Raw genomic sequence first — 25,398 nt, forward strand, 5'->3', positions numbered from 1 at the left:
TTTTTATTTGAAAAGACCAAATTACTGTTTTTATATTTATTTTCCCAGAACAATATTGGATATGAACTCAATTCAGTAATAAATTACCATAAACAAACGATCCTCGGAAAAATATTTCCGAGGATCGTTTTCAATTTGATATGAAGAAACTAATTACTATTTTGTAATAGCGACTTAAAGTCACTAAGTTTATTATAAATTAAAGTTTGTCCAACCTGCGTACCAAGTATCTGTAGCATCTTTAACAGCGCCTCTGTACGTTACCGGAGTAAACCAGCTTGTTAATTTTGCGTGAGTGAATACACCACCTGTTAATAAAGCTGATCCGGAAGCAGGAGAGAAGTTTGGAGTTGTTCCTGCAGGAGCCCATGCATTTGTAAATTTAGCATCAGCTGTATACGTTAGTGTAGAATTTCCGTTTGCAGCATACCAGTTTGTAAGATCTGTTAATGTAAATGCTGTAGGAGTAGATGTAGATGCTCCGAATTTTAAAGGAGTTACATTTCCTGCCAAGATATTATTCTGGAATACTAAACTTGAGTTACCGATATTGTTGTCTGTAGGAGTACCTTTTGTAGCGTCGATAAATAAACCAACCGGGAATCCTGTGAATACAGAGTTGAATACAGAGATTGCAGAATTTCTTCTGATCTGTAAAGCATTCTGGAATAATGAATTGATTGTTCCTGCGTTAGTAGCAGTACTTGAAGAGTTAATTGGCCCAATGATCGTCATATTTGAGAACGTAGCTCCTGTCTGTGGTGTTAGAGAAGAACCGTTAGCATCATTATCAGACTCAAAAGCATTAGAACCAGAAACGTCAGCAATCTGAGAATCTCTTACCCCAATACCGAACTGAACTTTTCCTGAAAAACCGTTGTCTGTATCAAAATCATCATCAAGACCTTTGTAAGAAATAAGGTGAGAGCAGTTTACCGTTCCTCCGAACCACTCAAAACTATCGTCGTTTGCGTAAGCAACTTCTACATAATCTACCGTAGTACCGTTACCAACACCTCCAAAAGTAATTCCGTTGATTTCCTTGTCTGGTAAGAATGCATATCCTGCGTATTCTACTCTTACATATTTTAAAATACCACTGTTGTCAGCAGCATTTGTTCCTCCATAAAGACCTAAACCTTCAGTGTTGTTGATACCCCCTTCAATTTCTCCGATTCCCGGCTGTCCGTTGAAAGAAGCATTCGTAGGAGCAGCTCCCAAGATTACTAAACCTGCCCAGTCACCTCTTTTAGGGCTTGGTTTTTCTGAAGTGAAGATAATAGGGTTCGCAGCAGTACCTTCTGCCATGATCTTACTTCCTCTTGTAATAATTAAAGATCCGTTTTTATCTGCCTCACCAACGATTTTGGTTCCTGGCTCGATTGTTAACGTAGCTCCGTTTGTTACATATACTAATCCTCTTAACTTATAGGTATTGTTAGCTTTAAGGGTAAGATTAGATGTGATTTTTCCTGAAAGAATAAGGTTTTCAGTCGTTCCGTTTCCTGAACCTCCGTTTTGAATGATCGTTTCCCCATCTTCTTCTATATTTCTACATGCAGTAACGGTTGTTGCTAATGTACCAAGTACTAAAGAGTATAATACAAATTTTTTCATGTTATAAAGACTTATTTTTTATTAGATATTCGTTTAATTAATTTTTAAAAGCTGTAGCCAAGTGTTAAACTGATGTTAGTTCCTGTTACTCTGTCTATAGCAAGTGCATCTGCACTGTCGTATTTTTTGTTATTGTTCAGATCATGATAGAATCTCGCATGACGGTTTAAGATGTCTGAAACGTTAAGTTTGATTTCTCCTTTATTCTGCCAGATTTTTTTAGCAACCTGAAAATCAAGAAGTGGTCTTGGAGCTTCCCAGATTGGTGGGATTTGGTCATTTCCTACATAAAGAATTCTTCTTCCGATCATGTTGAAAAGTACAGTTGAAGTCCAGCCTGTTTTTTCAGTGTCATACTGAAGACTCAGGTTTACCGTGTAAGGAGATTGCCCCTGCATTGGTCGGTCTGTCTTCGTAGCCTCGTCGGTTACCTTGTTTTTAATTAAAGCGAAGTTACCGCCCAATGTGAAGTTTTTAAGAGCACTGAAGAAATCCAGTTTTTTTCTGAATTCCAATTCAGCTCCGTAAGCATCGGCTTTATCTACATTCAAATAGTTGAAAGTGTTACTTGTACCAACACCAGACTGGTTGAAATATAATTCGATCGGATTTTTAAAGTTTTTATAGAAACCTGCGAAAGAAAGGATTTCTCCATTTCTTGGGTACCATTCCCAACGGACGTCTGCATTAGTGATTTTAGTTCTCTGGATGTTTTTATTACCCACAACTGTAGCTCCCAAATCGAAATCGTAATAGGCCAGCGGAGAAACTTCTCTAAATTCTGGTCTTACAACAGTCTGCGAACCTGCAACACGTAGATTCATGTTATTGGCTAACTTGAATGTCATGTTTAAAGCAGGTAAAAAGTCGGTAACACGTGTGTTTACAAAACGGTCGTCGCTTCTTTTTGTACTTCCTACCAATTGGTCGAAGTTTTCAACTCTTAATCCCCAAACAGCTCTGAACCATGATGTGAAGTTATTGTCCATTTGTAAATAACCTGCGTTAAGAATCGTATTGGCAATATATCTGTACTGGTTTCCGGCGATTTCGTCGAATGTAAATTTGCTTCCGTCTGTTCCGAAGTTTTCAGCATTGAAAATGGTTTCGAAAGGCTGAGAAAGTAATCCTTGATTGTAACCTTCTAACCTTACTGAGAAAGGTCTTGAGTTATATATTCTGTCTTTTACCTGGAATAAATATCCTCCTTTTAAGGTTTGTTTTTGTCCGAATAGTTCGAAATTTTTAGATACATCACCACCTGCATTATATAAATAATCGCTAAGTGTAGAGTAGAATACACTTCCTGATTTTTGTGAAAGTCCGTTTGAAATTAATGCTAAATAAGGACTTCCGTTAATATCAGGATACTGGTTGTACTGAAGACGTTGTAATAATGGAATATACTGATCCAAAATACCGAAACTTCCGTACCAGTTGAAAGTAAGACCGCCCAAAGCATCTATTTTATGAGTACCGTTTAAAGTTGAATTATAGAAAGTAGTTTCTTTAAATCCAATCTCTCTTGCGATAATGTTGGTTCCGTTGATAGGATCAAATTCAAAATCTTTTCCCGTTCTGAAAGACATATGATTTACCGTGTTATTGGTAATGATATTCTTCAGGGAAATTTTGTTGTTGCTGTTCAGCTTTAAAGTAAGGTTTAATAAACCTCCTAAAATAACATCGTTTTGATATTTTTCAGTGTCATAATTAAAGTTGGTGTCAGCCAGCTGATCGTTGATCGTGAAGAAACTGTTCTTAGTTTCAGTTCTTCTTTTATTGTTACTGTAATTTAGAACGGCAATTACTCCTAAATCTTTTCCAAAAAGTTTTGTGTTGAAACCTCCGTCTAACTGTAAGTTTACGTTTTCAGGAAATCCGATAGAATTATATCCTAAATTTTTTACATAGGGTTGACCGATTGCTGTTTTACCGGCATCATCCAAAATCGTGAAAGAGTTTTTCGCCGGCATATTTGCGGGAAGCTTTCTGTAGCCATCATCAATTCCTAAGAAATCCCATTTTCCGCCTTTCTGCATTTTAAATTCCTGTCCCATCGTGATAGAGTTTCCTCCGACACCAACTTGTAGGTTAAAGAAATTTTTATTAGGAATATCTTTAGTGTTTACCTGGATCAATCCACCTGCCCATTCACCGCTGTATTCCGGAATAAACGTTTTGTTGATAACCAATGTTTCAATAACGTTTGCAGGGAAAAGGTCGAAAGAGAACGTCTTTCTGTCCGGCTCTGTACTTGATAACTGAATACCATTCAACATTGCCTGATTGTAACGGTCTGATAAACCTCTTACAACAATGTATTTTCCGTCGAATAAACTTACTCCCGAAACTCTTTTCAGAACTTCTCCTGTATTTCTGTCCGGGCTTCTTTTAATAGCTTCAACACCGATTACCTGAGAAACTACTCCAGAATTTCTTTGCAAACCAATAGTAGATGCAATTGTTTCTTTTCTTGCGTTGGATTTTATGACAACACCTTCAATTTGTTTTTCTTTGGTAGAGGGTTTATCCAAAACAATATCAAGATGGGTACTTGCATCATTCTTTACAATTACCTCACTTATTTCTTTTCTATTGTATCCGTTGGAAGTTACCGTTATAATGTAGTTGGTTCCTGGGGGAAGATTGAAAGAGTAGTTTCCGGAAATGTCAGTCGTCACTTCCTGATCATTTACCTTTACTTTTACTCCTTCTATGGGAGTATTATCTTTCTCATCCAATATCCTACCTTCTAATACATGGCTTTGTGCAAAAGCAAAGCCTGCGGAAAACAAGGCAAGCAGCATAATGCTCTTGTGGAATTGTTTTTTCATTTTACTTTATCTTACTATATTCTTTCGGTGCAAAGGAATAAAGAATTGACGGGGTAAATGGTTTAGCGAAATTTAATTTTTTCTTAACTAAACATTAACAAAACGATATTATTGTTAACTTTATATGAACGATCCCCCTTTTGTTAAACTGTCATTAAAATATTATTAACTTTGAGCCGTAAAAATTGAAAATGAACCAAAAGAAAATCCTCTTAATAGACGATGAACTGGATATTTTAGAGATTCTGTCTTACAACTTAGAAAAAGAAGGCTACGACATTCACACCGCTACAAATGGTAACGAAGGTATTGATAAAGCCAAAGAAATTGTTCCGGATCTTATCCTTTTAGATGTCATGATGCCGGAAAAAGACGGTATCGAAACTTGTCAGGAACTTCGTAAAGTAAAAGAACTTCAAAAGACATTAATTGTTTTCCTTTCTGCAAGAAGCGAAGAGTTTTCACAATTGGCAGGTTTCCAGGCTGGTGCAAACGACTACATTGTAAAATTGATCAAACCGAAAATCCTTATCTCTAAAGTAAATGCATTATTACAGTTAACTTCTCAGGTTTCTGATAATGCTAAATTAATTGAAATCGGAGATTTGGTGATCGATAAAGACAACTTCAGAGTTTCCAAAGCGGGGCAGCAGTTTTTGCTTCCGAAAAAAGAATTCGATCTTTTGTATTTATTGGCTTCAAACACAGAAAAAGTTTTCAAAAGAGAAGAAATTCTTGAGAGAGTTTGGGGAAATGATGTAATCGTGGGAGAAAGAACCATCGACGTTCATATCAGAAGACTGAGAGAAAAATTAGGAATCAACACGATTCAGACATTAAAAGGAATTGGGTATAAACTTATCGTTTAATACTCAATTTCAATTAATTATCTTTACTTAACCATTAAAATGTTGTAAAATTGAAATTTTACAGACTTACACTCGTCGCCTCTTGTCTTCTGACATTGGTGATGTTTCTTTTAGTAATCATTTTCGATTCGCTAAAGGATCTTTATGACCAGACCCCTTTCTTCAAAATAGGATTGTTGGTCTGTCTCGTCGCTATTTTTATCATTAATTATCTAGTTCTCCAGCTACTTTTTGCCTATTACGGTAAAAAACAGATTCGTGGGCTTTCGCAGATTTTGCCGCAGGAAATTGTACATGCGAATGATGAAAATATTACCATTAAAGAATTAGGCGAAAGATTTTCAGACTTAAATCAGCAGAAAGTTACCGAACTGGATACGATGAAGGAAATGGAAAGCTACCGTAAAGAATACATCGGAAATGTTTCTCATGAACTTAAAACACCATTGTTTTCTATTCAGGGTTATGTGGAAACACTCAGAGACGGCGGGGTAGATAATCTTACCATCCGTGATAAATATCTTGAAAGAATTGATATTTCTGTAGAAAGATTAATTGCTATTGTTAAAGATCTTGATATGATCAACAGGCTTGAAGCTGGCGAGATTAATCTTACCGTTTCAAGATTCGACGTGAATGTTTTGATCAAAGAGATTTTTGATTTATTAGATCTGGAAGCGGAAAAGCACAATACAACATTACAGATTCAGACGCTTCTTCCGCAGATTTTTGTGGATGCTGATAAACAGAAAGTTTCGCAGGTTTTTATTAATTTAATTTCAAACGCCATTCACTACGCCAATCGGCAGGAAGCTAAAGTTGTGGTAAAGACTAGCGTTCTTAAAAATAAAGTCCTGATAGAAGTGATCGACAACGGAATGGGAATAAAACCCGAAAGTTTACCAAGAATTTTCGAAAGATTCTATCGTGTGGAAACCAGCAGAAGCAGAAGAGAAGGCGGATCCGGACTGGGATTGGCAATTGTAAAACACATTCTGGAAGCCCATGACGAAAACATTACCGTAGAAAGTGTATACCTTGAAGGAACCAAATTCAGTTTTATGCTCGAAAAAAGTAAATAATTTCGCAAAATGTAAGGAAAAAAAATATTTTAAAAAATCCTGAAATATTTTTTTGTCACCTCTCATTTATTTTATATTTGCAAGAGAGATTTATCATAACAAAGGCAAAAAGTAATTTAAAAACTGATGGTTTATAAAATCCGCGTAATATTAGATGCGAAAGAAGATATCTTCCGAGATGTCGAAGTTAAAGGAAAACAGACGCTATGGAACTTGCATTTAGGAATTAAAAGTGCATTCAGCTTACAGGGAGAAGAGCTTTCTACATTCAATCTGCTTGAAGAAGACGGAACGATTGTAAAAAGTGTTCCGCTGGAAGATATGAGTGATGACGGCGATGGAGAGATTATGTCGGATGTATACATCGATGAGGCTTTCGAAAATGTAGGAGATAAAGCACAGTTCCAGTACGGACTTCTTGACCTTTGGGAATTTTTCTGTGAATTGGTAGAGGTTATCGACGAAACAAAAGGAGTTAATTATCCTATCACGGTTTACAGATTTGGAAATGTTCCGTTGAAGGCGCCAAGCAAAAGCGGTAACGGAGGATCTAAAAAGAAATCGGCAATGCCTTTAATGGATGATGATTTCGGTTTTGATGATGATTTGGTGGTAAGTGGTAACTTTGAAGATGAAGATGACGACAATTTTGATGATGAGGAAGAAGAAGACTACAACGATGATGTTTTCGATGACGAAGATGACAACGATGAAAGATAATTAAAGTATAAAAATATATGCCCTGAATGAAAATTCGGGGCTTTTTTGTGTGATAACTTTATGATAGATTTTTTCTTCACTTTATTAAAAAAAATACTCGACTTGACGAATTTAATATCAAAAATTTTCAAAATGTACAATCGGTTACTCATTTAAATTTCAAACAACTTTAATCCTCAAATAATCATTCTTTTCAGCCACAATCCCTATTTTTGTTGAAAGAGAATTAATAAAAATATTAATTTTATAAGTCACCATTGGTTTGGGAATTGTTTCCTTTACCATTCAAAAATGAAAGAAAAGCATGACAGATTTACCTAAAAACTGGAAACATACTACAAATATCTACGAAGTTAACGTAAGACAATATACAAAAGAAGGAACTTTCAAAGCATTTGAAAAAGAAATGCCAAGATTGAAATCGATGGGTGTGAAAACACTTTGGTTTATGCCTATTACACCGATTGCTCAAGAAAACAAAAAAGGAAGCTTGGGAAGTCCTTATGCAGCATCAGATTATACTTCTGTCAATCACGAATTCGGAACTTTAGATGATTTCAAACATCTGGTGAACGAAGCGCACCGATTAGGATTTAAAGTTATTATTGACTGGGTAGCAAATCACACGGGTTGGGATCATATCTGGACAAAAACTCATCCCGAATTTTACCTGAAAGATCCCGATGGCAGTTTTCACCGTGCTTCAGGGATGGATGATATTATCGAACTGGATTATACAAATCAGGAAATGCGTCAGGAAATGATCGATGCCATGAAATTTTGGATCAGAGAAACTGATATCGACGGTTTCCGTTGCGATTTAGCTTCTTGGGTAGAGGTTGATTTCTGGCAGCAGGCTCGCCCTGAAGTTGAAAAAATCAAACCGCTTTTCTGGTTAGGTGAATTTGATGAATTAGAAAGTCCGGAACACGGAAAAGTTTTCGATGCAAGTTATTCTTGGAAATGGATGCATAAATCAGCCGATTATTATAAACAAAATGAACCTCTTTTGGAGTTAACAGATCTATTAAGAAAATATTCCGCAATTGGAGACGGTTCTATGAGAGCTTGGTTTACCACAAACCACGACGAAAATTCATGGAACGGGACAGAATACGAAAAATATGAAGTAATTACAAAACCAATGGCTGTATTTTCAGCAACATGGAATGGTATTCCGCTGTTGTATTCCGGACAGGAACTTCCCAATATGAAGCGTTTAGAGTTTTTTGAAAAAGATGCAATCGAATGGACAAACAATTATGAAATGGCAGGTTTTTATAAAACTTTATTAGATTTAAAATCATCAAATCCGGCTTTAAGAGGCGGAGATCCTGATTTAACAACCTATCTTTTAAATACAACTGCTAATGATAAAATTTTAGCTTACATAAGAAAGAATGGCAATGACGAAGTTCTGGTAGTTTTAAATATGTCAAAAGAAGCTGTTAATTTCTCCATCGAAGATGATCATTTATCAGGACCTTTCAAAAATGTTTTTGATAAAACGAAAAGAAATTTTGATGATGAAAAATATTTTGATTTCAATATTTCAGATTATTCAGTTTTTGAGAAATAAATTCTACATTTTTATTTTTAGATAAAATTAAAAACGCAGATTGAAACTGCGTTTTTTTATGGAGTAATTTCAGGATTATAGAAAATTTATTTAATACATTTGAAAACTTAATGTAGATTTTATACATGGAAAAATCAAAAATTTTAGAACTCATCAAAAATAAAATCACCGAAAAAATTCGAAATCTGGAAAATCTCATTGCCGAAACCAGAGCTTCAAGCAATGATATGAAAAGTTCGATGGGTGATAAATATGAAACGGGTCGTGAAATGTTACAACAGGAGATTAATAACCTTCAGCGTCAACTGAACGAAATGTTAAATCAGCAATCATACATTCAGAAAATTAATGGAGAACCCTCACTGAAGGTACAAAACGGAGCTTTGGTAAAAACCAATAAAGGACTTTTTTATATTTCTGCCTCGTTGGGGGAGATCGTTTTTGAAAATCAGAAAATCATGACAGTTTCTGCAGAATCGCCTTTGGTAAAAGCTATGGCAGGATTAAGTAAAGGACAGGATTTTTCTATAAATAATGTCAATCAGACCGTTGAAGAAATTTGGTAAATTTATTTTAAAGATCAAATTTTGTATTAAATAAATATATTTTTAAAATAATTAATATTTCATCCAAAAATTTAAGAAAACTTTATTGCTTACTTTGGAAGCAATTGCTATTTTTAATCGTAAATTAGATAAAAGTTAATGTAATAAAAATCATATTAAAATTTTATCAATATGGGAATTTTAGACAATAAAGTAGCACTTGTGACAGGCGCAGGATCAGGAATCGGATTAGCAATTGCAGAATTGTATGCGAAAGAAGGGGCAAAAGTAATTGTTTCGGACATCAATGAGGAACATGGAAATGGAGCGGTAGAAAAGATTAAATCACAGGGTGGCGAAGCATCATTCATAAAAGCAGATACGTCAAATGCAGAACAGGTGGAAGATTTAGTTAAATCGACTGTAGAAATTTACGGAAAATTGGATATCGCCTGCAATAATGCAGGAATTGGCGGCGAACAGGAATTAACGGGAAATTATACTTTAGACGGCTGGAGAAAAGTGTTGAGTATAAATTTAGACGGTGTTTTCTACGGCTGCAAATATGAGCTGGAACAAATGGAGAAAAACGGAGGAGGAGTGATTGTGAATATGGCCTCTATACACGGAACGGTTGCAGCACCGCTTTCATCGGCTTATACGTCGGCAAAACACGCTGTTGTGGGGCTTACAAAAAATATTGGTGCAGAATATGGGCAGAAAAATATCCGTTGCAACGCTGTCGGTCCGGCTTATATTGAAACACCTCTTTTAGAAGCTATCAGTGGAGATATGAAGGCAGCTTTAATCGCAAAACATCCGATGGGAAGATTGGGGAAACCCGAAGAAGTCGCAGAATTGGTATTATTCCTAAGTTCTGAAAAATCTTCATTTATGACAGGAGGCTATTATCTTGTTGATGGAGGTTATACCACAGTTTAATTAGATAATTTTCACAAATATAACATACAAAACGGGTTTTTATAGAGCCCGTTTTTTTATTTAAAAACTTTTCCCGCCAATATATTCCATCAAAGAATCTTTGTAATTCGGGGCAATGGTAATCTGCTGTTTGCCAATCACGATATGATTTCTTTCAATCGCTTCAATTTTATTTAGCGCAACAATGTATGAACGGTGAATTCTCATGAAGTTTTCAGACGGAAGTTCTTCTTCCAGTTTCTTTAAACTCATTAACGTTAAAATAGGTTTTGGCTGATCTTTTAGGAAAATTTTCACATAATCTTTCAATCCTTCAATAAAAAGAATTTCAGAAAAGTTGATTTTAATTTGTTTGTATTCAGATTTTATGAAGAAAAATTCCTGTTTTTTTTCTGTTTTTTCTAACGAAGGTTGAAGACTCTCAAAATAATTTCTGGCTTTCGTTGCGGCATTTAGAAATTCCGTATAATCGAATGGTTTCAACAAATAATCTAAAGCATTCACTTTATATCCGTCAATCGCATATTGATCAAACGCTGTTGTGAAAATGACTTTGCTTTTTTGTGGAAGCAATTTTGAAAATTCCAAGCCTGTAAGATCCGGCATTTGAATATCAAGGAAAAAAAGATCGATTTCTTTTTCGTCTTCGAGTTTCTGCATGGCTTCAATGGCACTACTGCATTTGGCTTTCAGTTCCAGAAAAGGAGTTTTCAGGACATAACTTTCAATTAAGTTTAATGCCATTGGTTCGTCATCGGCAATTAAGCAGGTTAGTTTTTTCATATCAATTGGTTATAATTTTCACTTCCGCAATATACATTTCATTGTTGAGGTGAGAATGAAATTCATGCTTTTCAGGATACAGCAAATTAAGTCTTTTTTTAAGATTTTCGACACCGATTCCTGACCCGCTTTTGTCGGCATCCGTTTTCGGAAAATTGGAATTGGAAGCCGTAAAATGAATTTCGGTTTCTATAATTTCCATTTTAAAATGAATATCAGAATGTTGAGTTGCGGAAATTCCGTGTTTAAAAGCGTTTTCAACGATTGAAATAAAAAGCAGCGGGGCAATTTTCATCTCAGGAATCGTTTTAGGAAAATTAGTATAAACCTTTGTATTATCGGTAAGTCTCAGCGACATCAATTCAATATATTTATTTAAAAATTCTACTTCTTCGGAAAGACTTATTGTTGGAACATCAGTTTTGTACAACAGATGTCGCATCAGTTTGCTCAAACTGTGAATGCTCTGTTTCGCTTTGTCGGGCGCAAAATCTATCAAAGAATAAATATTATTTAATGAATTAAAGAAAAAATGCGGTTGAAGCTGATATTTAAGGTGTTGAAGTTCAGACTGAAGTTTGATATTGTCGGCTTCAATTTTCATTTCCTCGGCTTTCTGAATTTTTTTTCCGGCGTTAATGGCAATCGAAAATGCTACCGGAATCATGTAAATCAGCGTATCCATAAAATAAAAAAGTGAAGCCGGAGGTCTTTTTCTGTCCGAAGGATTTCGACGATGAGGTTCCAGAATGTCAAAAATTTGATTTTTGAAAAATATTAATGCTAAAATCAAAGAAAGATTAACCACAAAAAACCATACTTTTTTATCGTCGTAAATATATTTTACGAGATATAAATAGTTGGCATAAAATACCACAGCAAGGAATATTAACTGCAGCCAAAAATGACGGAACAGGTCTTTCCAATCTGCATCCGAACCCACAGAAAAAGCTGCAGGAAGAAAGAATAAAACCAGCCAGATCAAAAAATGCAGGCTGATTTCAACGTTTTTATTTTTTAAATTGACCATTTTTTACAGTCTTTCATTTTAAAATTTATATTTCTTTAATCCTTCAAAAAATCTTGATTGATGAAACTTTTCAAGAAGTGAATTTAAAATTTTTTCTACCATTTCTTCTACATTTTTATTGAACAATTTTTCTAAATTCTTTTCGATTTCAAACAATTAAAATTATTTATTCATATCTCAACGCATTAATTGGATCAGATTGTGCTGCTTTTCTCGCAGGATACCATCCGAAAAATACTCCTGTTATCGTACAGACCGCAAATGAAATAACGATTGAAATCATCGTAATAGTAACGGGCCAGCCTGCAAAATATTTAATGCTGAAAGTGGCGATAATCCCGATTACAACCCCTAAAATGCCTCCGGTAATGCTTATGAGAACAGATTCTATCAAAAACTGCATCAGAATATCTCTGTCTTTTGCTCCGATTGCCACTCTCAGACCGATTTCCTTGGTTCTTTCTTTTACCGAAACATACATGATATTCATAATTCCGATTCCTCCGACAAGTAATGAAATACTTGCGATAGCAACCAGTAAAATTGTCAGCATTTCGCTGGTTGAGCTGAACATAGAGATAATTTCCTGTTGAGACGAAACGTTGAAATCATTATCCTGATCAGGTTTTACTTTGTGCTGTTTTTCCATGACGGATTTAATCTCATTTACTGCAGCTTCAGAATCTTCTTCACTTGAAGATGAAGCAACAATTGACTGAAGATAAGTCTGTGCCAAAATTCTTTTCTGAACCGCAGTGTAAGGCGCAATGATAATGTCGTCCTGATCCTGTCCGAAGGTATTTTCACCTTTTTCCTTTAATACTCCAATGACTTTGAACGGGATATTTTTAAAACGAATCATCTTCCCGATCGGATCTTCATTGGGGAAAAGATTTTCCTGAACGGTTTTTCCAATAACCGCAACTTTTCCGAAAGATTCAACATCATCATCGGTAAACATTGAGCCTTTATCAACGCCCCAATCACGGATCTTCAGATATTCCGGTGAAGTTCCGTACATGGAAGTCGGCCAGTTTTTTGAACCTGCAATACTTTGTCCGCTTCCGTTCACTAATGGTGAAATGTCTTTGATTAATTTTACCTGAGCTTTCAACGCTTGATAATCTGCTAAAGTCAAAGTTTGCATCGCGGAAGGATCCGAACGTACACCGCCTGTCATACCTGCACCGGGACGAATGGTAATGAGATTGGCTCCCATACTTGAAATATTTTTCTTGATACTTTCCTTTGAACCTTCACCAATTGCCAACATTGCAATCACGGAAGCTACCCCGATGATAATTCCGAGCATCGTAAGCATGGCTCTGGTTTTATTAAGGATAATGGCTTTCCAGGCTATTTTTAATAAGTTTGAGAAATTCATAACTTTAATTTTTGGTTTAAAAAATCTTCTGCAAATCTGCCTTCTATTATTAACACTCTAAAAACAACTTCGCTTTTCAAAAAAATCTCCTTCATGTCAGATTTGCAAAAGATAACAACATTACATCCTCTTCATTGTAGCTAATTAATATAAATTGATGGACTTATTCTGTGCCTACTTTTTCTTTAAAAACCTTTTGCAAATCTTTCAATCTAAACATTTAAAAAACCACTTCTAATCCTACTTCATGTCAGATTTGCAAAAGAAAAACAGCATTATTTCGTCTTCATTGTAATAAGCTAACTAATATAATATCCAATTTTATTCTGTTTTGGGTAACTTTTCAAGTTCTGCTTTGGCAATGAGCCTGTCGGTTACCAGTTTATCTTCTTTTATCATTCCGTCCCGAAGAATCACGGTTCGTTTACTGAATTTCGCAATGTCTTCTTCATGGGTCACAAATCCGATTGTAATTCCTTCATCATTAAGTTCCTGAAAAAGATTCATGACTTCGTAAGACGTTCTTGTATCAAGGTTTCCTGTCGCTTCATCGGCCAATAAAATAACAGGATGATTGACCAAAGCTCTCGCAATTGCAACCCTCTGTTGCTGACCTCCCGAAAGTTGGCTTGGAACGTGTCCCATTCTGCTTTCAAGACCGACTTGCTGTAAAGCTTTTACAGCTCTTTCTCTTCTTTCTTCCGACGAAATCGTTGAATTATAAAGTAAGGGCAATTCAACATTTTCCAAAGCACTTGTTCTTGCTAATAAATTATAGGATTGAAAGATGAAACCGATTTTGGTATTTCTGATTTCGGCAAGTTGGTTTTTGTTTAGATCTTTCACTAATACGCCGTCCAGTTCATACGTTCCGGAAGTTGGTTGGTCGAGACACCCCAAAGTATTTAAAAACGTAGATTTTCCTGAACCGCTGGTTCCCATAATGGTCACAAATTCTCCTTTGTTAATGATTAAATCGATTCCTTTCAAGGCATGAACAATTTCGTCACCCATTCGGAATTCACGTTTTAGGTTTTCTATTTTGATGATGGGTTTCATTGTTTCTATTGTTTTTGGTTGTTACAATTAAGTTTGAAAATACAAAACACTAAATATCAAATACTACATTAATTTAGTTCTAAAGAGGTGGACTTTATGTCGAATCTTATTTTTTATTGTTATTTCCCGGTCTTTTCGGCATAAATGGGCTGCTCCCTTCTGAACCGGATTTTGCGACAGCTTCAGTTTGTTCGTCTAATGAAGTCACGATCTGTTCATTTCCGGTTAATCCGCTTTTTACTTCTACATTAATTCCGTCGTTGATTCCGATGGTAATTTGTTTTTGAGAAATACTTCCGTCATTATTTTTAATCCAGATATATTTTTCTTTGCCTTTTCCGGTTTTCACTTCAGGAGTTTTAGCATTGATTTTATTTTTCTGATAATATTTTTGCAATGTTTCCGTATCCGGACTAAAACTTATTGCCGATGCCGGAACTGTATTTGTTCCTTTTAATTCTTTCGTGAAAATTGTAACTGTCGCCGTTAATCCGGGTTTTAATTTCTGTTCAGAATTATCAGCATCAATTAAAACCGTGTACGTCACAACATTTGATGAGGTTTTCGGACTCAAACGCATTTCTCTTACAGATCCATTGAATTCCGTTTCTGGATAAGCATCCACCGTGAAAGTCACACGTTGACCAACCTGAACATTTCCAATATCTGCTTCATCTACATTCGCCTGAACCTGCATTTTCGTAATATCTTTTGCAATCGTGAAAAGGGTAGGAGTTGTCATACTTGCCACAACGGTTTGTCCTTCCTGAACTTCTTTGCTCAAAATAATTCCGTCAATCGGAGCGTAAATATTAGCATAACTTAGATTGGTTCTCGACTGCGCTAAAGTGGTTTTCTTTTGATTCACCGCTTGTTGTGCGTTTTTCACCTGATAAGATGCCTGCTCATAATCTGCTCTGCTTATCACACCTGATTTGAACATATTATTCTGACGCTGGAAATTCTGTTGCTGATAATTAAGTTCATTCAAAGCTGAATTATACTGAGCCTGAGCATCATTTACCGATTCCTGAAGGTTGGTTTTATCGATTTCAGCTAAAAGCTGTCCCTTTTTTACCTGAGAGTTATAATCAACATAAATATTTCTGATCAATCCTGAAACCTGAGTTCCGACCTGTACTGTGTCGACAGGTTCTACGGTTCCCGTCGCCGTAACAGAAGTGGTAACATCCTGTTTGCTGAGTTTTACAGTCTGAATAGTGATCTGCGCTTCTTTATCCTTTGAGAAATACTGATACGTTAAAACGATCACAACGGCTGACACCAGAAATATAATAGAATTTCTGAAGATCTTTTTATATTTTGGATTCATAATTATATATTTTTCTGTTGCTATTAATTGGTTGTTAATATTTTATCCTGATAAAAATTCAGGAGTTGGGTGTATAAAACTGCCATATATTTTGACTGTAAGTACGTCTGTTCGTTGGTCAGATAGGTGTTTCTGCTTACTGAAAGTTCTGTTGTCGTCAATCCTCCGAATTCAAATTTTTTGTTGGACAGGTCGTAAGAAAGTTTAGCATTGTCTCTCGCTACTTTTGAAGATTTTTGCTGAGCCTGATTGGCGATTGCATTCTGCCAGGCGGTTTCAATGCTTGAATACAGTGTTTTTCCCGCGCTTATTTTATCCAATTGATTTTGCTTAATATCAATTTTAGCCAATTCGACATTCGTATTGTTCTGTTTTTTCGAGAAAATCGGAACGTTAAGCGAAAGCCCGACAGATTTATTAAAGTTATTCTTAAGCTGATTAAAATATGAAAAATCCTGAGTGCTTGTGAAACCTGTATTCAGACCTGCTGTTGCGGAAAGTGTTGGCTTGTAACCCGCTTTTGTAATCTCTAAGGCTTTGTTTAAAATTTCATTCTGAGCATCATAAATTTTAAGATCAGGAAGATTTTCTGTTGCCTGTGCAAAAACCTGCTGTTTGTCAGGAATCGTTTCTTCAATATCAGGAAGTGATGTTTTTTCAATTTCAAAATCTACATTGGGATCAAGCTCCAATAATTGTTTTAATTTTAAAACCTGTTGATTGTAAAGATTCTGACTGCTTACTACCGTATATTGGTTCTGTGCATTTTGTGTTTCTACGTCTGCGAGATCCAGTTTTGAGATCGCTCCGTTTTTATATTTAGTCTGCGTAAGTTTTAATTCCTGAGCGGAAGAATTTGCGGTGTAGTTTGCAATTTCGATTCCTTCATAATAATATAAAGACTGTAAATATGCTTCTAAAACATTCAGAACGATGTTGTTTTCCGCCTGCTTTTGATATAAAGAAGATTGATCTAAAATCATTTTATTCTGCTCAATCTGTAGGTTCAGTTTGTTTCCCTGATAAATTGCAACGTTTCCGCTTATTCCAAAACTGTTTGACAAAATATTCTGATTCACGAAACTGCTTGTAATGGGGTCAATACTTGAACCGTTAGTTAATCCCAGCGAAGAAGAACCGTAAATCGTCGGAAGTTTATTGTTTTTCTGCTGTTGATAATTCAATTGGGCAGTGGTTTTGTCGAGAGCGGTCTTTTTTACCGTAATGTTATTTGCTACCGCATAATCCAGACAATCTTGAAGCGACCACACTTTTTGAGCCGGAGCAAGGATTCCGATGAAGAGCGCTATGATTAGGTATTTTCTCATTGTCTTTCTGATTTACAGTGACAAAATTCCTTCATCCATGAAAGAAAGTCAAAACTATTAGACAAACACAGCGATTTTATAGAAGTATTGCTTTTTTCTATCGTTACAGATTTTTATTTTCCAATTGTAAAAGAACTTTTTTAATTAAAAAATCCTTTATTTTGCAAAAAATCAACGGCGGTTTTTACCAATAAAAATTTCAGAGAAATGCAAAATTACTTAGACCTTTTACAACATATTTTAGATAGCGGAACAGAAAAAACTGACAGAACGGGAACAGGAACAAAGAGTGTTTTCGGCTATCAGCTGAGGTATGATTTATCGAAAGGTTTTCCTTTAGTTACGACTAAAAAAGTGCATTTGAAATCTATTATTTATGAATTGCTCTGGTTTTTAAAAGGAGATACCAATATCAAATATTTAAAAGATAACGGAGTTTCAATCTGGGATGAATGGGCAGATGAAAACGGAGATTTAGGTCCTGTTTACGGAGCGCAATGGAGAAGTTGGAACGGTGCAGATGGAAAAGTTGTGGATCAGATTACAGAAGTAATCGATCAGATTAAAAAAAATCCGGATTCCAGAAGATTGATCGTCTCTGCCTGGAACGTTGCTGAAATCCCGAATATGGCTCTAGCACCTTGTCATGCATTATTCCAGTTTTATGTAGCTGATGGGAAACTATCGCTTCAATTGTATCAGAGAAGTGCCGATGTTTTCTTAGGAGTTCCTTTTAATATTGCAAGTTATGCTTTATTATTGATGATGGTGGCGCAGGTTTGCGATTTAGAAGTGGGAGATTATGTTCACAGTTTTGGTGATGTTCATATTTATAATAATCATTTTGAACAGGTGAATAAGCAATTATCAAGAGAAACAAGACCACTTCCTACCATGAAATTAAATCCTGAGGTTAAAGATATTTTTGGTTTCGATTTTGAAGATTTTACATTGGAAAATTACGATCCGCACCCGGGAATTAAGGCGCCTGTAGCGATTTAGAATTAAAGTAAAATATCTTATATTCATTCAGTTTGCCGTTCCGTAGGAATCTAAGCTAAGTTTTAAATATTGTTGTCGAAATTCCTACGGAATGACAAACCTTGAAAATATTAACTAAATAATATTAAAATAAACCTAAAAGTGAAGTCTAAAACTTCACTTTTTTTGTAACATCTCCTGAAATTTTTCAACTTATTGAGCAAACTTAAAAAGTATGTTTAAAAAGTTACTTTTTCTTTCAGCGCTTGGTATTTCAACTGCCGTTTTTTCTCAACAAAATGTAAAAGAAAAATTGGGAAGCTACTTTGATTCTCTGTTTGTGCATCATAAAGTGATGGGAAGTTTTGCGTTTGCAGAAAATGATCGACCGACTTTTGTGAAAGTAATCGGATTTGCAGATGTTGAAAAAAAGCAGAAAGCTAATATAAATACGCAATATAGAATTGGTTCCATTAGCAAAACGTTCACGGCAGTTTTGGTCATGAAAGCAGTTGAAGATAAAAAGATTTCTTTAGACAAAAAACTTTCAGATTTCTATCCTGAAATTCCTAATGCAGACAAAATTACCATCGAAAATTTATTGCAGCACAGAACGGGAATTCACAATCTGACGGATGAAGCCGAGTTTGCACAATATTATACTAAGCCTCAAACTGGGAATGACTTGGTTGCTATCATTAAAAAATATAAAAGTGATTTTGAGCCGGGTTCAAAGCATGAATATAGCAATTCAAATTTCATTTTATTAGGACTAATTCTTGAAAAAGTATATAAAAAATCCTATACTGAATTAATTAAGACTAAAATTGCAAAACCTTTAAAATTAATCTCAACGGGAGTCGGAGGAAAAATTGATACTTCAAAAGATCAGGCAAAATCTTATCAGTATTTCAACGGAATTTATCTTGCTGCTCCGGAAACAGATATGAGTGTCCCGATCGGAGCAGGAAATATTGTTTCAACGCCAAGAGAACTTTTGATATTCATTTTAGGATTGGAAAACGGGAAATTAATCAAAAGAGAAAACGTTGATAAAATGAAAAATTTTATTGATGATTATGGCTATGGTCTGGTGAAATTTCCGTTTGAAAAATATTCGGGATTTGGTCATAATGGAGCGATTGATGGTTTCAGATCAGAATTGGTTTATTTTCCGGAGTTGAAAACGGCAGTGAGCTTCATAACCAATCAGGAAGATATGGATTCTGACGACATTTTCGATAAAATGATGGCTGCAGCCACAGGTAAAGATTTTAAAATGCCGGATTTTAAAGGTATTGTAGTTTCCGCAGATATTTTAAAAAAATATGAAGGGAATTATAAAACCAAGGATTTCCCTTTAGATATCAAAATCTTTATAGAAAATGGAGTGTTAAAAGGTCAGGCAACGGGTCAGGACGCTTTTCCTTTGGAAGCTGTTTCTGAAAATGAATTTAAATTTGACATCGCAGGAATTAAAGTTAAATTTAATGCAGAAAACGGAACGATGGATTTTGCTCAGGGAGCTAATCAATTTACCTTTAAAAAAGAATAAATGAAATATCTAAAAATCAATACCGAAGAAACTGCTAATCTTGAAGCATTGAAAAATGCAATTCTTCAGATGAAAGGCGTAGATTCTATAGAAATCATCGACGATGAAAACACTGAAAGTGAGCTGAAAAAAGCTTTTCATAAAACAAAAGAACAGTTTAAAAAAGGAGATTACGAAACGGTAGTCAATGATATTTTCGACATTTTAACAAAAAATAATTCTAAAAAATAATAATGAAAAAAGCTATTTTATCGATTGCTCTTTTGGGTGGGATCTTCTTTTCCGCAAATGTAGCAGCACAAACCGAAACTTCAGGCAGAGAAAAGGTCTACAGAGCCACTCACACGAAAGTAACGGAACTTAAACATACTAAGCTTAAAGTAAATTTCGACTATCAGAAGGAACAGATGAACGGAGAAGAATGGCTGACTGCCGCTCCTTTTTTCTATCCTACCAACGAACTGACACTTGATGCAAAGGGAATGTTGATTCATGAAGTAGCTTTGGATATCAATGGTAAAAAATCTCCTTTAAAATACGATTACAAGGATGATGTGTTGAAAATTACTTTAGATAAAACATATCAGAAAAACCAAGATTACACGGTTTACATTAAATATACTTCCCGTCCGAACGAAGTGAAACAGGAGGGAAGTGCAGCAATTAATGATGCAAAAGGATTGTATTTTATTAATGCTCAGGGAAAAGATCCTGACAAGCCGACGCAGATCTGGACGCAGGGAGAAACAGAATCTTCTTCTGCATGGTTTCCTACCATCGATAAATCTAACCAGAAAACCACTCAGGAAATCTACATGACTGTTCCTGATAAATATGTCACTCTTTCTAACGGATTGTTGAAAGATTCTCAGAAAGAAGCCAATGGATTAAGAACAGATCATTGGGTAATGGATAAGAGACATTCTACCTATCTTTTCTTTATGGGAATTGGTGAGTATGCGATTGTGAAAGACAAATGGAGAAATATTGCGGTAGATTATTACATCGAAAAAGAGTACGAACCGTACGCAAAGCAGATCTATGGAAACACTCCGGAAATGATTGAGTTTTTCTCTAAAAAGCTGGGTTACGATTATCCGTGGGCAAAATATGCACAGATTTCTGGAAGAGATTATGTGAGTGGTGCAATGGAAAATACAACAGCAACACTCCACGGAAGCGATATTTTGCAAAAACCGGGACAGTTAATCGACGAAAATACATGGGAAGATACCATTGCTCACGAACTATTCCACCAGTGGTTTGGCGATTTGGTGACTGCGGAAAGCTGGAGTAATCTTACGGTAAATGAATCTTTTGCGAACTATTCAGAATATCTTTGGAACGAATATAAGTATGGAAAAGATCAGGCAGATTATCATCAAATGAAGGATGTGAATAATTACATTCATAATCCTGGAGATTTTAAGAAGGATTTGGTACGATTCGATTACGATTCCAGAGAAGATGTTTTCGATCTGGTAACCTATCAGAAAGGAGGCGGAATTCTTCATATGTTGAGAAATTATTTAGGTGATGATGCTTTCTTTGCCGGAATGAATGATTATCTGAAAACAAACGAATATCAGAATGGAGAGGCGCATCAGTTAAGATTATCATTCGAAAAAGTTTCAGGAAAAGATCTTAATTGGTTCTTCAATCAATGGTATTTCGGAAGCGGACACCCGAAAATCAAATATTCTTATACTTTCGAACCTGTTAAAAAACAAGTTGCCGTAGTTATTGAGCAAATTCAGGAGCAACCGTTTGAGTTTCCTTTGGCAATCGATGTTTACGATAATGGAAAACCGAAAAGATATAATGTCTGGGTAAATGCAGAAGGGAAAAGTACTTTCAATTTTGATGTTTCTAAGAATGCAGACTTAGTAAATATCAACGCAGATGGTATTTTAGTGGCAGATATTACCGATACAAAAACGCCTGAGCAATATTTAATGCAGTTTACAGTTTCTAAGGAATTCAAAAGCAGATACAATGCATTAAACGGAATTAAAGATCAGGTTGGCAAAAATCCGGCCGCAACAAAATTATTGGCAACAGCGTTGAAAGATCCTTATTTCAGAACTAAAATAAAAGCGTTGCAGTTGATGGATTTATCAAATCCAGAACAATTCAAAGCGTTGGGTTCTGATGTTGAAAAACTTGCTTCAAATGATCCTAAGACATTGGTTCAGGCAGCAGCCATTTCAGCATTAGCGAAAACGAAGGATGAAAAATATATGCCGATCTTCGAAAAAGGAGTGAATGCAGTTTCAAATTCCGTGAAAGGAAATTCGATCAGTGCGATTGTTACGGTAGATCCTGCGAGAGGAAATGCTTTAGCAGAGAAAGTAGATCTGGAAGGTGCTTCGGAGACTTTATTAGGACAAATGTTACCAATTGTTGTAAAAAACAAAGTGACTTCTCAGATGTCGAATATTGCTCCGCTTGTGGCATTTTATCCTTTTATTAAATTCCAGAATCCTGAATTGGGGAAATCTGCGGAAGAAGGTTATAACTGGATTATGTCTTCAGATAATCTGAAAGCGACAGAAAGTGTTACAAAAATTATAAATCAGGCTAAAGGACAGATGGGAAATAATCCACAGGTTAAAATGATGATAACCCAGATGTTGAAAGATGGTCTTGCCAAGAAAATGGAACTTCTGAAACAGAATCCTCAAAGTGCGGCAAGCATCAACAAACAAATTGATGTAATGAATAAAGCCATTGAAGATTTTAAATAATTTTCGGATAAGATTCACTAATATTTTATGATAACCGCTATTTTAATAGCGGTTATTTTTATTGCTTAAACGATTTTTGTTATTATTAATTCAAAATATTTTAATTTAATATGATTATTTTGTTTTATATTGTTAAATTTGTTGTCTAATTAATATTTTTAAATTTATATATATGAAAACAACTTTATTTTCTATGAATGTAGGAAATCGCTATTTTTTACCGGCTTTATTGGCTTTTTTATCAATAAGTTCCAGAGCCCAAGTCTCTACATTTCCTTGGACGGAAACTTTTGAAGATAGTTCGCCGACGAGATCAAGCTGGACGCAGATTTACGAAACCAATACCATGAGCTGGACTTTTGCATCTTCGGCAACATTAGGAAGTAATGGGGTCACGGCTTTTGCAGGAACAAAATTTGCCAATTTTCCTGCTAATTCTTCTACTGCAGATAAAACAAAACTTGTAAGTCCGCCATTAAATACAGCAGGAATTAGTGATCCCAGATTGAATTTTTATGTCATCAATCCGCAGCAGGGAGCCAATGCCAATTGGATTAGAATTTATTATCGTCTTTCACCTACAGATTCCTGGAATATGATGATGGGTTTTCAGCCGCCCTTTAGTTCTTGGTACTTATTCGGTAATATTGGGATACCTACAAACGTTTACCAGATCGCTATTGAATGTGAAAATGCACAGGGATATTCTACTTTAATAGATAATTTTAGCATTAGCAGTGGTGTTCTTGCAGTTAAAGATGTTATGAATCCTTTAAAATCATCGATCAGATATTATCCAAATCCTGTAAAGAATACATTGAATTATACAGGTAGGGAAAAGATTAATGAAATTACTATTTACGATGAAACAGGAAGAAAAATTAAGACTGAAAAGGCAAATTCAACAGACGGAAATATCGATATCTCTAATTTGAACAACGGAATGTATATCATTTCAGGAAAAACCGACGGCGGAACTGAGACTTTTAAAATAATTAAAAACTAAAAACGCAAAATAATAAGCAAAAAATTTTATTTAATTAATAATTTACACCAAGGCATCTTTTTATGAGGTGCCTTTTGTTATTGATTTTAATTTAAACATTTCTTAAAATTTGGAAAGAATCATGTATGATTAAACGTTTACATTTTCTAAATTCGTATTAAAATTAAAGTAATATGACTTTTGGAATTGAGGCAGCAAGCTTTTACGCACCGTCTTTATATTTAGAAATTAAAGAGTTAGCAGAAAAAAGAGGAATAGAACCCGCAAAATTGGAAAAAGGTTTGGGGTTGCATAAAATGGGATTTCCCGATGTACATGAAGATGCAGCAACTTTTGCAGCAGAGGCGTTGTTGAAACTCATCAAAGATTATAATCTTAATCCAAAAGAAATATCAAGAATTTATCTGGGAACGGAAAGTGCCTTAGATGCAGCAAAACCAACCGCTTCTTATGCCATGCAGATGGTTGAAAAAGTCTTGGAAAATGAATTTGGCGAGAGATGTTTTAAAAACTGTGACGTTGTGGATCTTACATTTGCTTGTATCGGAGCCGTTGATGCTCTTCATAATTCATTGGATTTTGTGAGGGTAAATCCTGACAAAAAAGCGGTTGTCATTGCCAGCGATTATGCAAAATATGAGTTGGCATCTTCCGGTGAATATACGCAAGGCGGTGGTGCCGTTGCTGTTTTGGTATCTTCAAAATCTGAATTAATTGAAATTGAAAATAATTGGGGAGTCGCTACAGAAAGTGTTTTTGATTTTTTCAAGCCGAGACGTCATTTCAACAAGGAAGATTTAAAAAATGTACCAGAAAATTTTCCTGAAAAAATTGAAGTTTTTACGGATGAACCTGTTTTCGACGGACAATATTCCAATCAATGTTATCAGGATAGAATCAAAGAAGCATATAATCATTACAAAGAAATTACAGGGAAAGATAAGCCTTATGAAAGTTGGAAATATTTGATTTTCCATCTTCCGTATGCTTTTCATGGGAAAAGGGTTTTCACAGAAATTTACAGTTTGGAAAACTGTTTGTCTTACGAAATTCCTGAAGAGCAAAAAGCAGTGGCAAAATCTGAGGATTACATTCAGTTTATCAATGATAAAATTGAAAAATCTCAACGAGCTTCTTCGGAAATTGGAAATATGTATACAGCTTCGATTTTTATGGCTTTACTTTCTGCGCTGCAAACTTCTTTCAATGAAAATGAAGAATTAGCAGGACAGGAAATCGGATTTTTAGGATACGGAAGCGGTTCAAAATCAAAAGTTTTCGCTGGAAAAGTCTCAGAAAACTGGAAAACAGTTGTCACAAAATGGGATTTATTTGAAGAATTAAAAAACAGAACAGCAATTGATTTTGAAACTTATGAAAAACTCCACAGAAAACAATTGGAAAATTCTGTTAATTCTGATTATAAAGGATTTGGTTTGAAATCGGTCGAATTAGAAAATCCAGTTTTGAAGGGAGCAAGATATTATGATTATCAAGATTAAAATTATAAATTATAGCATCTCATTTTTGGGATGCTTTGTTTTTAAATTAAAGAATTATGCGAAATTTAGTTTTTCTGATTACCATTTTTAGCTTTTTGTCTTGTTCAAAGAAAAATAATGATTATTCGATTATGAATACTTTTTTTGATGAGCATAAAATAAGATTAAAGAATCTTTCATCAGAGCCATTTTATCTAAGAGAAGGACTCAAATATTGGGAAGAAAAAGAGTTTAAAGATTTGAATTTTGAAATTGTAAAAAATGAAAAATATACAATTGATACTTCTTTGGTAAAAAATAAATTTATTGATTCAAAAGTTTATTGCACATCAAGAATATCAAAACCCTTATTTTCAAAGGATAGGAAAAGACTGCTTTTGGCCGTGGAAGAAGATTGCAAATCTGATAAAAGTGTAACGATATATCTACTTAAAGAAATTGCCGGCAAATACATTTATGAAACTGACATTAGTTCAATAAGAACTTCTGTTGATTAGAA

The 25,398-nt window shown here is 35.0% G+C and carries 21 protein-coding genes; 13 read left to right on the plus strand and 8 right to left on the minus strand.

Features of this window, described 5'->3' with window-relative positions:
- Positions 1-192 precede the first annotated feature (192 nt).
- Entirely contained in the window at positions 193-1,617 is a 1,425-nt protein-coding gene (locus ASG22_RS19045) for a hypothetical protein (RefSeq protein ID WP_055988056.1), read from the minus strand.
- Positions 1,618-1,661: 44 nt separating this feature from the next.
- The gene (locus tag ASG22_RS19050) at positions 1,662-4,454 is read right to left on the minus strand and encodes a TonB-dependent receptor domain-containing protein (RefSeq protein ID WP_055988058.1); all 2,793 of its coding nucleotides are present in this window, start codon (positions 4,452-4,454) and stop codon (positions 1,662-1,664) included.
- Positions 4,455-4,645: 191 nt separating this feature from the next.
- Here ASG22_RS19050 and ASG22_RS19055 point away from each other — a divergent pair, with 191 nt between their 5' ends.
- The 6 genes from ASG22_RS19055 (at position 4,646) to ASG22_RS19085 (ending at position 10,191) form a co-directional block, all read left to right on the plus strand.
- Positions 4,646-5,323, plus strand: coding sequence for a response regulator transcription factor (locus ASG22_RS19055; protein WP_055988059.1), 678 nt, complete (start codon positions 4,646-4,648; stop codon positions 5,321-5,323).
- A 50-nt stretch (positions 5,324-5,373) separates the two neighbouring features.
- On the plus strand, positions 5,374-6,405 hold the full coding sequence (locus ASG22_RS19060; RefSeq protein WP_055988061.1) for a sensor histidine kinase: 1,032 nt from the start codon (positions 5,374-5,376) through the stop codon (positions 6,403-6,405).
- A gap of 126 nt (positions 6,406-6,531) precedes the next feature.
- The gene (locus tag ASG22_RS19065) at positions 6,532-7,125 is read left to right on the plus strand and encodes an IS1096 element passenger TnpR family protein (protein ID WP_055988062.1); all 594 of its coding nucleotides are present in this window, start codon (positions 6,532-6,534) and stop codon (positions 7,123-7,125) included.
- 304 nt (positions 7,126-7,429) lie between these two features.
- Positions 7,430-8,704, plus strand: a complete 1,275-nt coding sequence (locus ASG22_RS19070; protein ID WP_055988064.1) for an alpha-amylase family glycosyl hydrolase — start codon at positions 7,430-7,432, stop codon at positions 8,702-8,704.
- A 125-nt stretch (positions 8,705-8,829) separates the two neighbouring features.
- Complete coding sequence (locus ASG22_RS19080; RefSeq protein ID WP_055988067.1) at positions 8,830-9,270, plus strand: hypothetical protein; 441 nt, start codon at positions 8,830-8,832, stop codon at positions 9,268-9,270.
- A 171-nt stretch (positions 9,271-9,441) separates the two neighbouring features.
- Entirely contained in the window at positions 9,442-10,191 is a 750-nt protein-coding gene (locus tag ASG22_RS19085; protein ID WP_055988072.1) for an SDR family NAD(P)-dependent oxidoreductase, read from the plus strand.
- Between the two features lie 60 nt (positions 10,192-10,251).
- Here the strand turns inward: ASG22_RS19085 and ASG22_RS19090 are convergent, their stop codons facing one another.
- The 6 genes from ASG22_RS19090 to ASG22_RS19115 form a co-directional block, all read right to left on the minus strand.
- Positions 10,252-10,974: a LytR/AlgR family response regulator transcription factor gene (locus tag ASG22_RS19090; RefSeq protein WP_055988074.1), complete on the minus strand. Its 723-nt coding sequence runs from the start codon at positions 10,972-10,974 to the stop codon at positions 10,252-10,254.
- Position 10,975: 1 nt separating this feature from the next.
- The gene (locus ASG22_RS19095) at positions 10,976-12,004 is read right to left on the minus strand and encodes a sensor histidine kinase (RefSeq protein ID WP_055988076.1); all 1,029 of its coding nucleotides are present in this window, start codon (positions 12,002-12,004) and stop codon (positions 10,976-10,978) included.
- Positions 12,005-12,170: 166 nt separating this feature from the next.
- The gene (locus ASG22_RS19100) at positions 12,171-13,388 is read right to left on the minus strand and encodes an ABC transporter permease (RefSeq protein ID WP_055988078.1); all 1,218 of its coding nucleotides are present in this window, start codon (positions 13,386-13,388) and stop codon (positions 12,171-12,173) included.
- A 321-nt stretch (positions 13,389-13,709) separates the two neighbouring features.
- The gene (locus tag ASG22_RS19105; RefSeq protein WP_055988080.1) at positions 13,710-14,447 is read right to left on the minus strand and encodes an ABC transporter ATP-binding protein; all 738 of its coding nucleotides are present in this window, start codon (positions 14,445-14,447) and stop codon (positions 13,710-13,712) included.
- Between the two features lie 106 nt (positions 14,448-14,553).
- Complete coding sequence (locus ASG22_RS19110; RefSeq protein WP_055988082.1) at positions 14,554-15,780, minus strand: efflux RND transporter periplasmic adaptor subunit; 1,227 nt, start codon at positions 15,778-15,780, stop codon at positions 14,554-14,556.
- Positions 15,781-15,803: 23 nt separating this feature from the next.
- Complete coding sequence (locus ASG22_RS19115; protein WP_117590810.1) at positions 15,804-17,108, minus strand: TolC family protein; 1,305 nt, start codon at positions 17,106-17,108, stop codon at positions 15,804-15,806.
- A 207-nt stretch (positions 17,109-17,315) separates the two neighbouring features.
- Between ASG22_RS19115 and ASG22_RS19120 the strand changes: the two genes are divergently transcribed.
- From ASG22_RS19120 to ASG22_RS19150, 7 genes are all read left to right on the plus strand, one after another.
- Entirely contained in the window at positions 17,316-18,110 is a 795-nt protein-coding gene (locus tag ASG22_RS19120; RefSeq protein ID WP_055988087.1) for a thymidylate synthase, read from the plus strand.
- 214 nt (positions 18,111-18,324) lie between these two features.
- Positions 18,325-19,644: a serine hydrolase domain-containing protein gene (locus ASG22_RS19125; protein ID WP_055988088.1), complete on the plus strand. Its 1,320-nt coding sequence runs from the start codon at positions 18,325-18,327 to the stop codon at positions 19,642-19,644.
- Positions 19,645-19,875 carry a hypothetical protein gene (locus ASG22_RS19130; protein ID WP_055988090.1) on the plus strand — a complete coding sequence of 77 codons (231 nt, stop codon included), beginning with the start codon at positions 19,645-19,647 and terminating at the stop codon, positions 19,873-19,875.
- A gap of 2 nt (positions 19,876-19,877) precedes the next feature.
- Complete coding sequence (locus ASG22_RS19135; protein WP_055988092.1) at positions 19,878-22,391, plus strand: M1 family metallopeptidase; 2,514 nt, start codon at positions 19,878-19,880, stop codon at positions 22,389-22,391.
- A 172-nt stretch (positions 22,392-22,563) separates the two neighbouring features.
- A complete protein-coding gene (locus ASG22_RS19140; protein ID WP_055988094.1) occupies positions 22,564-23,397 on the plus strand; it encodes a T9SS type A sorting domain-containing protein in 834 nt (277 codons plus the stop codon).
- 173 nt (positions 23,398-23,570) lie between these two features.
- Entirely contained in the window at positions 23,571-24,899 is a 1,329-nt protein-coding gene (locus tag ASG22_RS19145) for a hydroxymethylglutaryl-CoA synthase family protein (RefSeq protein ID WP_055988096.1), read from the plus strand.
- Between the two features lie 131 nt (positions 24,900-25,030).
- Positions 25,031-25,396, plus strand: coding sequence for a hypothetical protein (locus ASG22_RS19150; protein ID WP_131726218.1), 366 nt, complete (start codon positions 25,031-25,033; stop codon positions 25,394-25,396).
- Positions 25,397-25,398: the final 2 nt, after the last annotated feature.

It is taken from the genome of Chryseobacterium sp. Leaf405, assembly GCF_001425355.1.
In the GTDB taxonomy this organism is placed as follows: Bacteria; Bacteroidota; Bacteroidia; order Flavobacteriales; family Weeksellaceae; genus Chryseobacterium.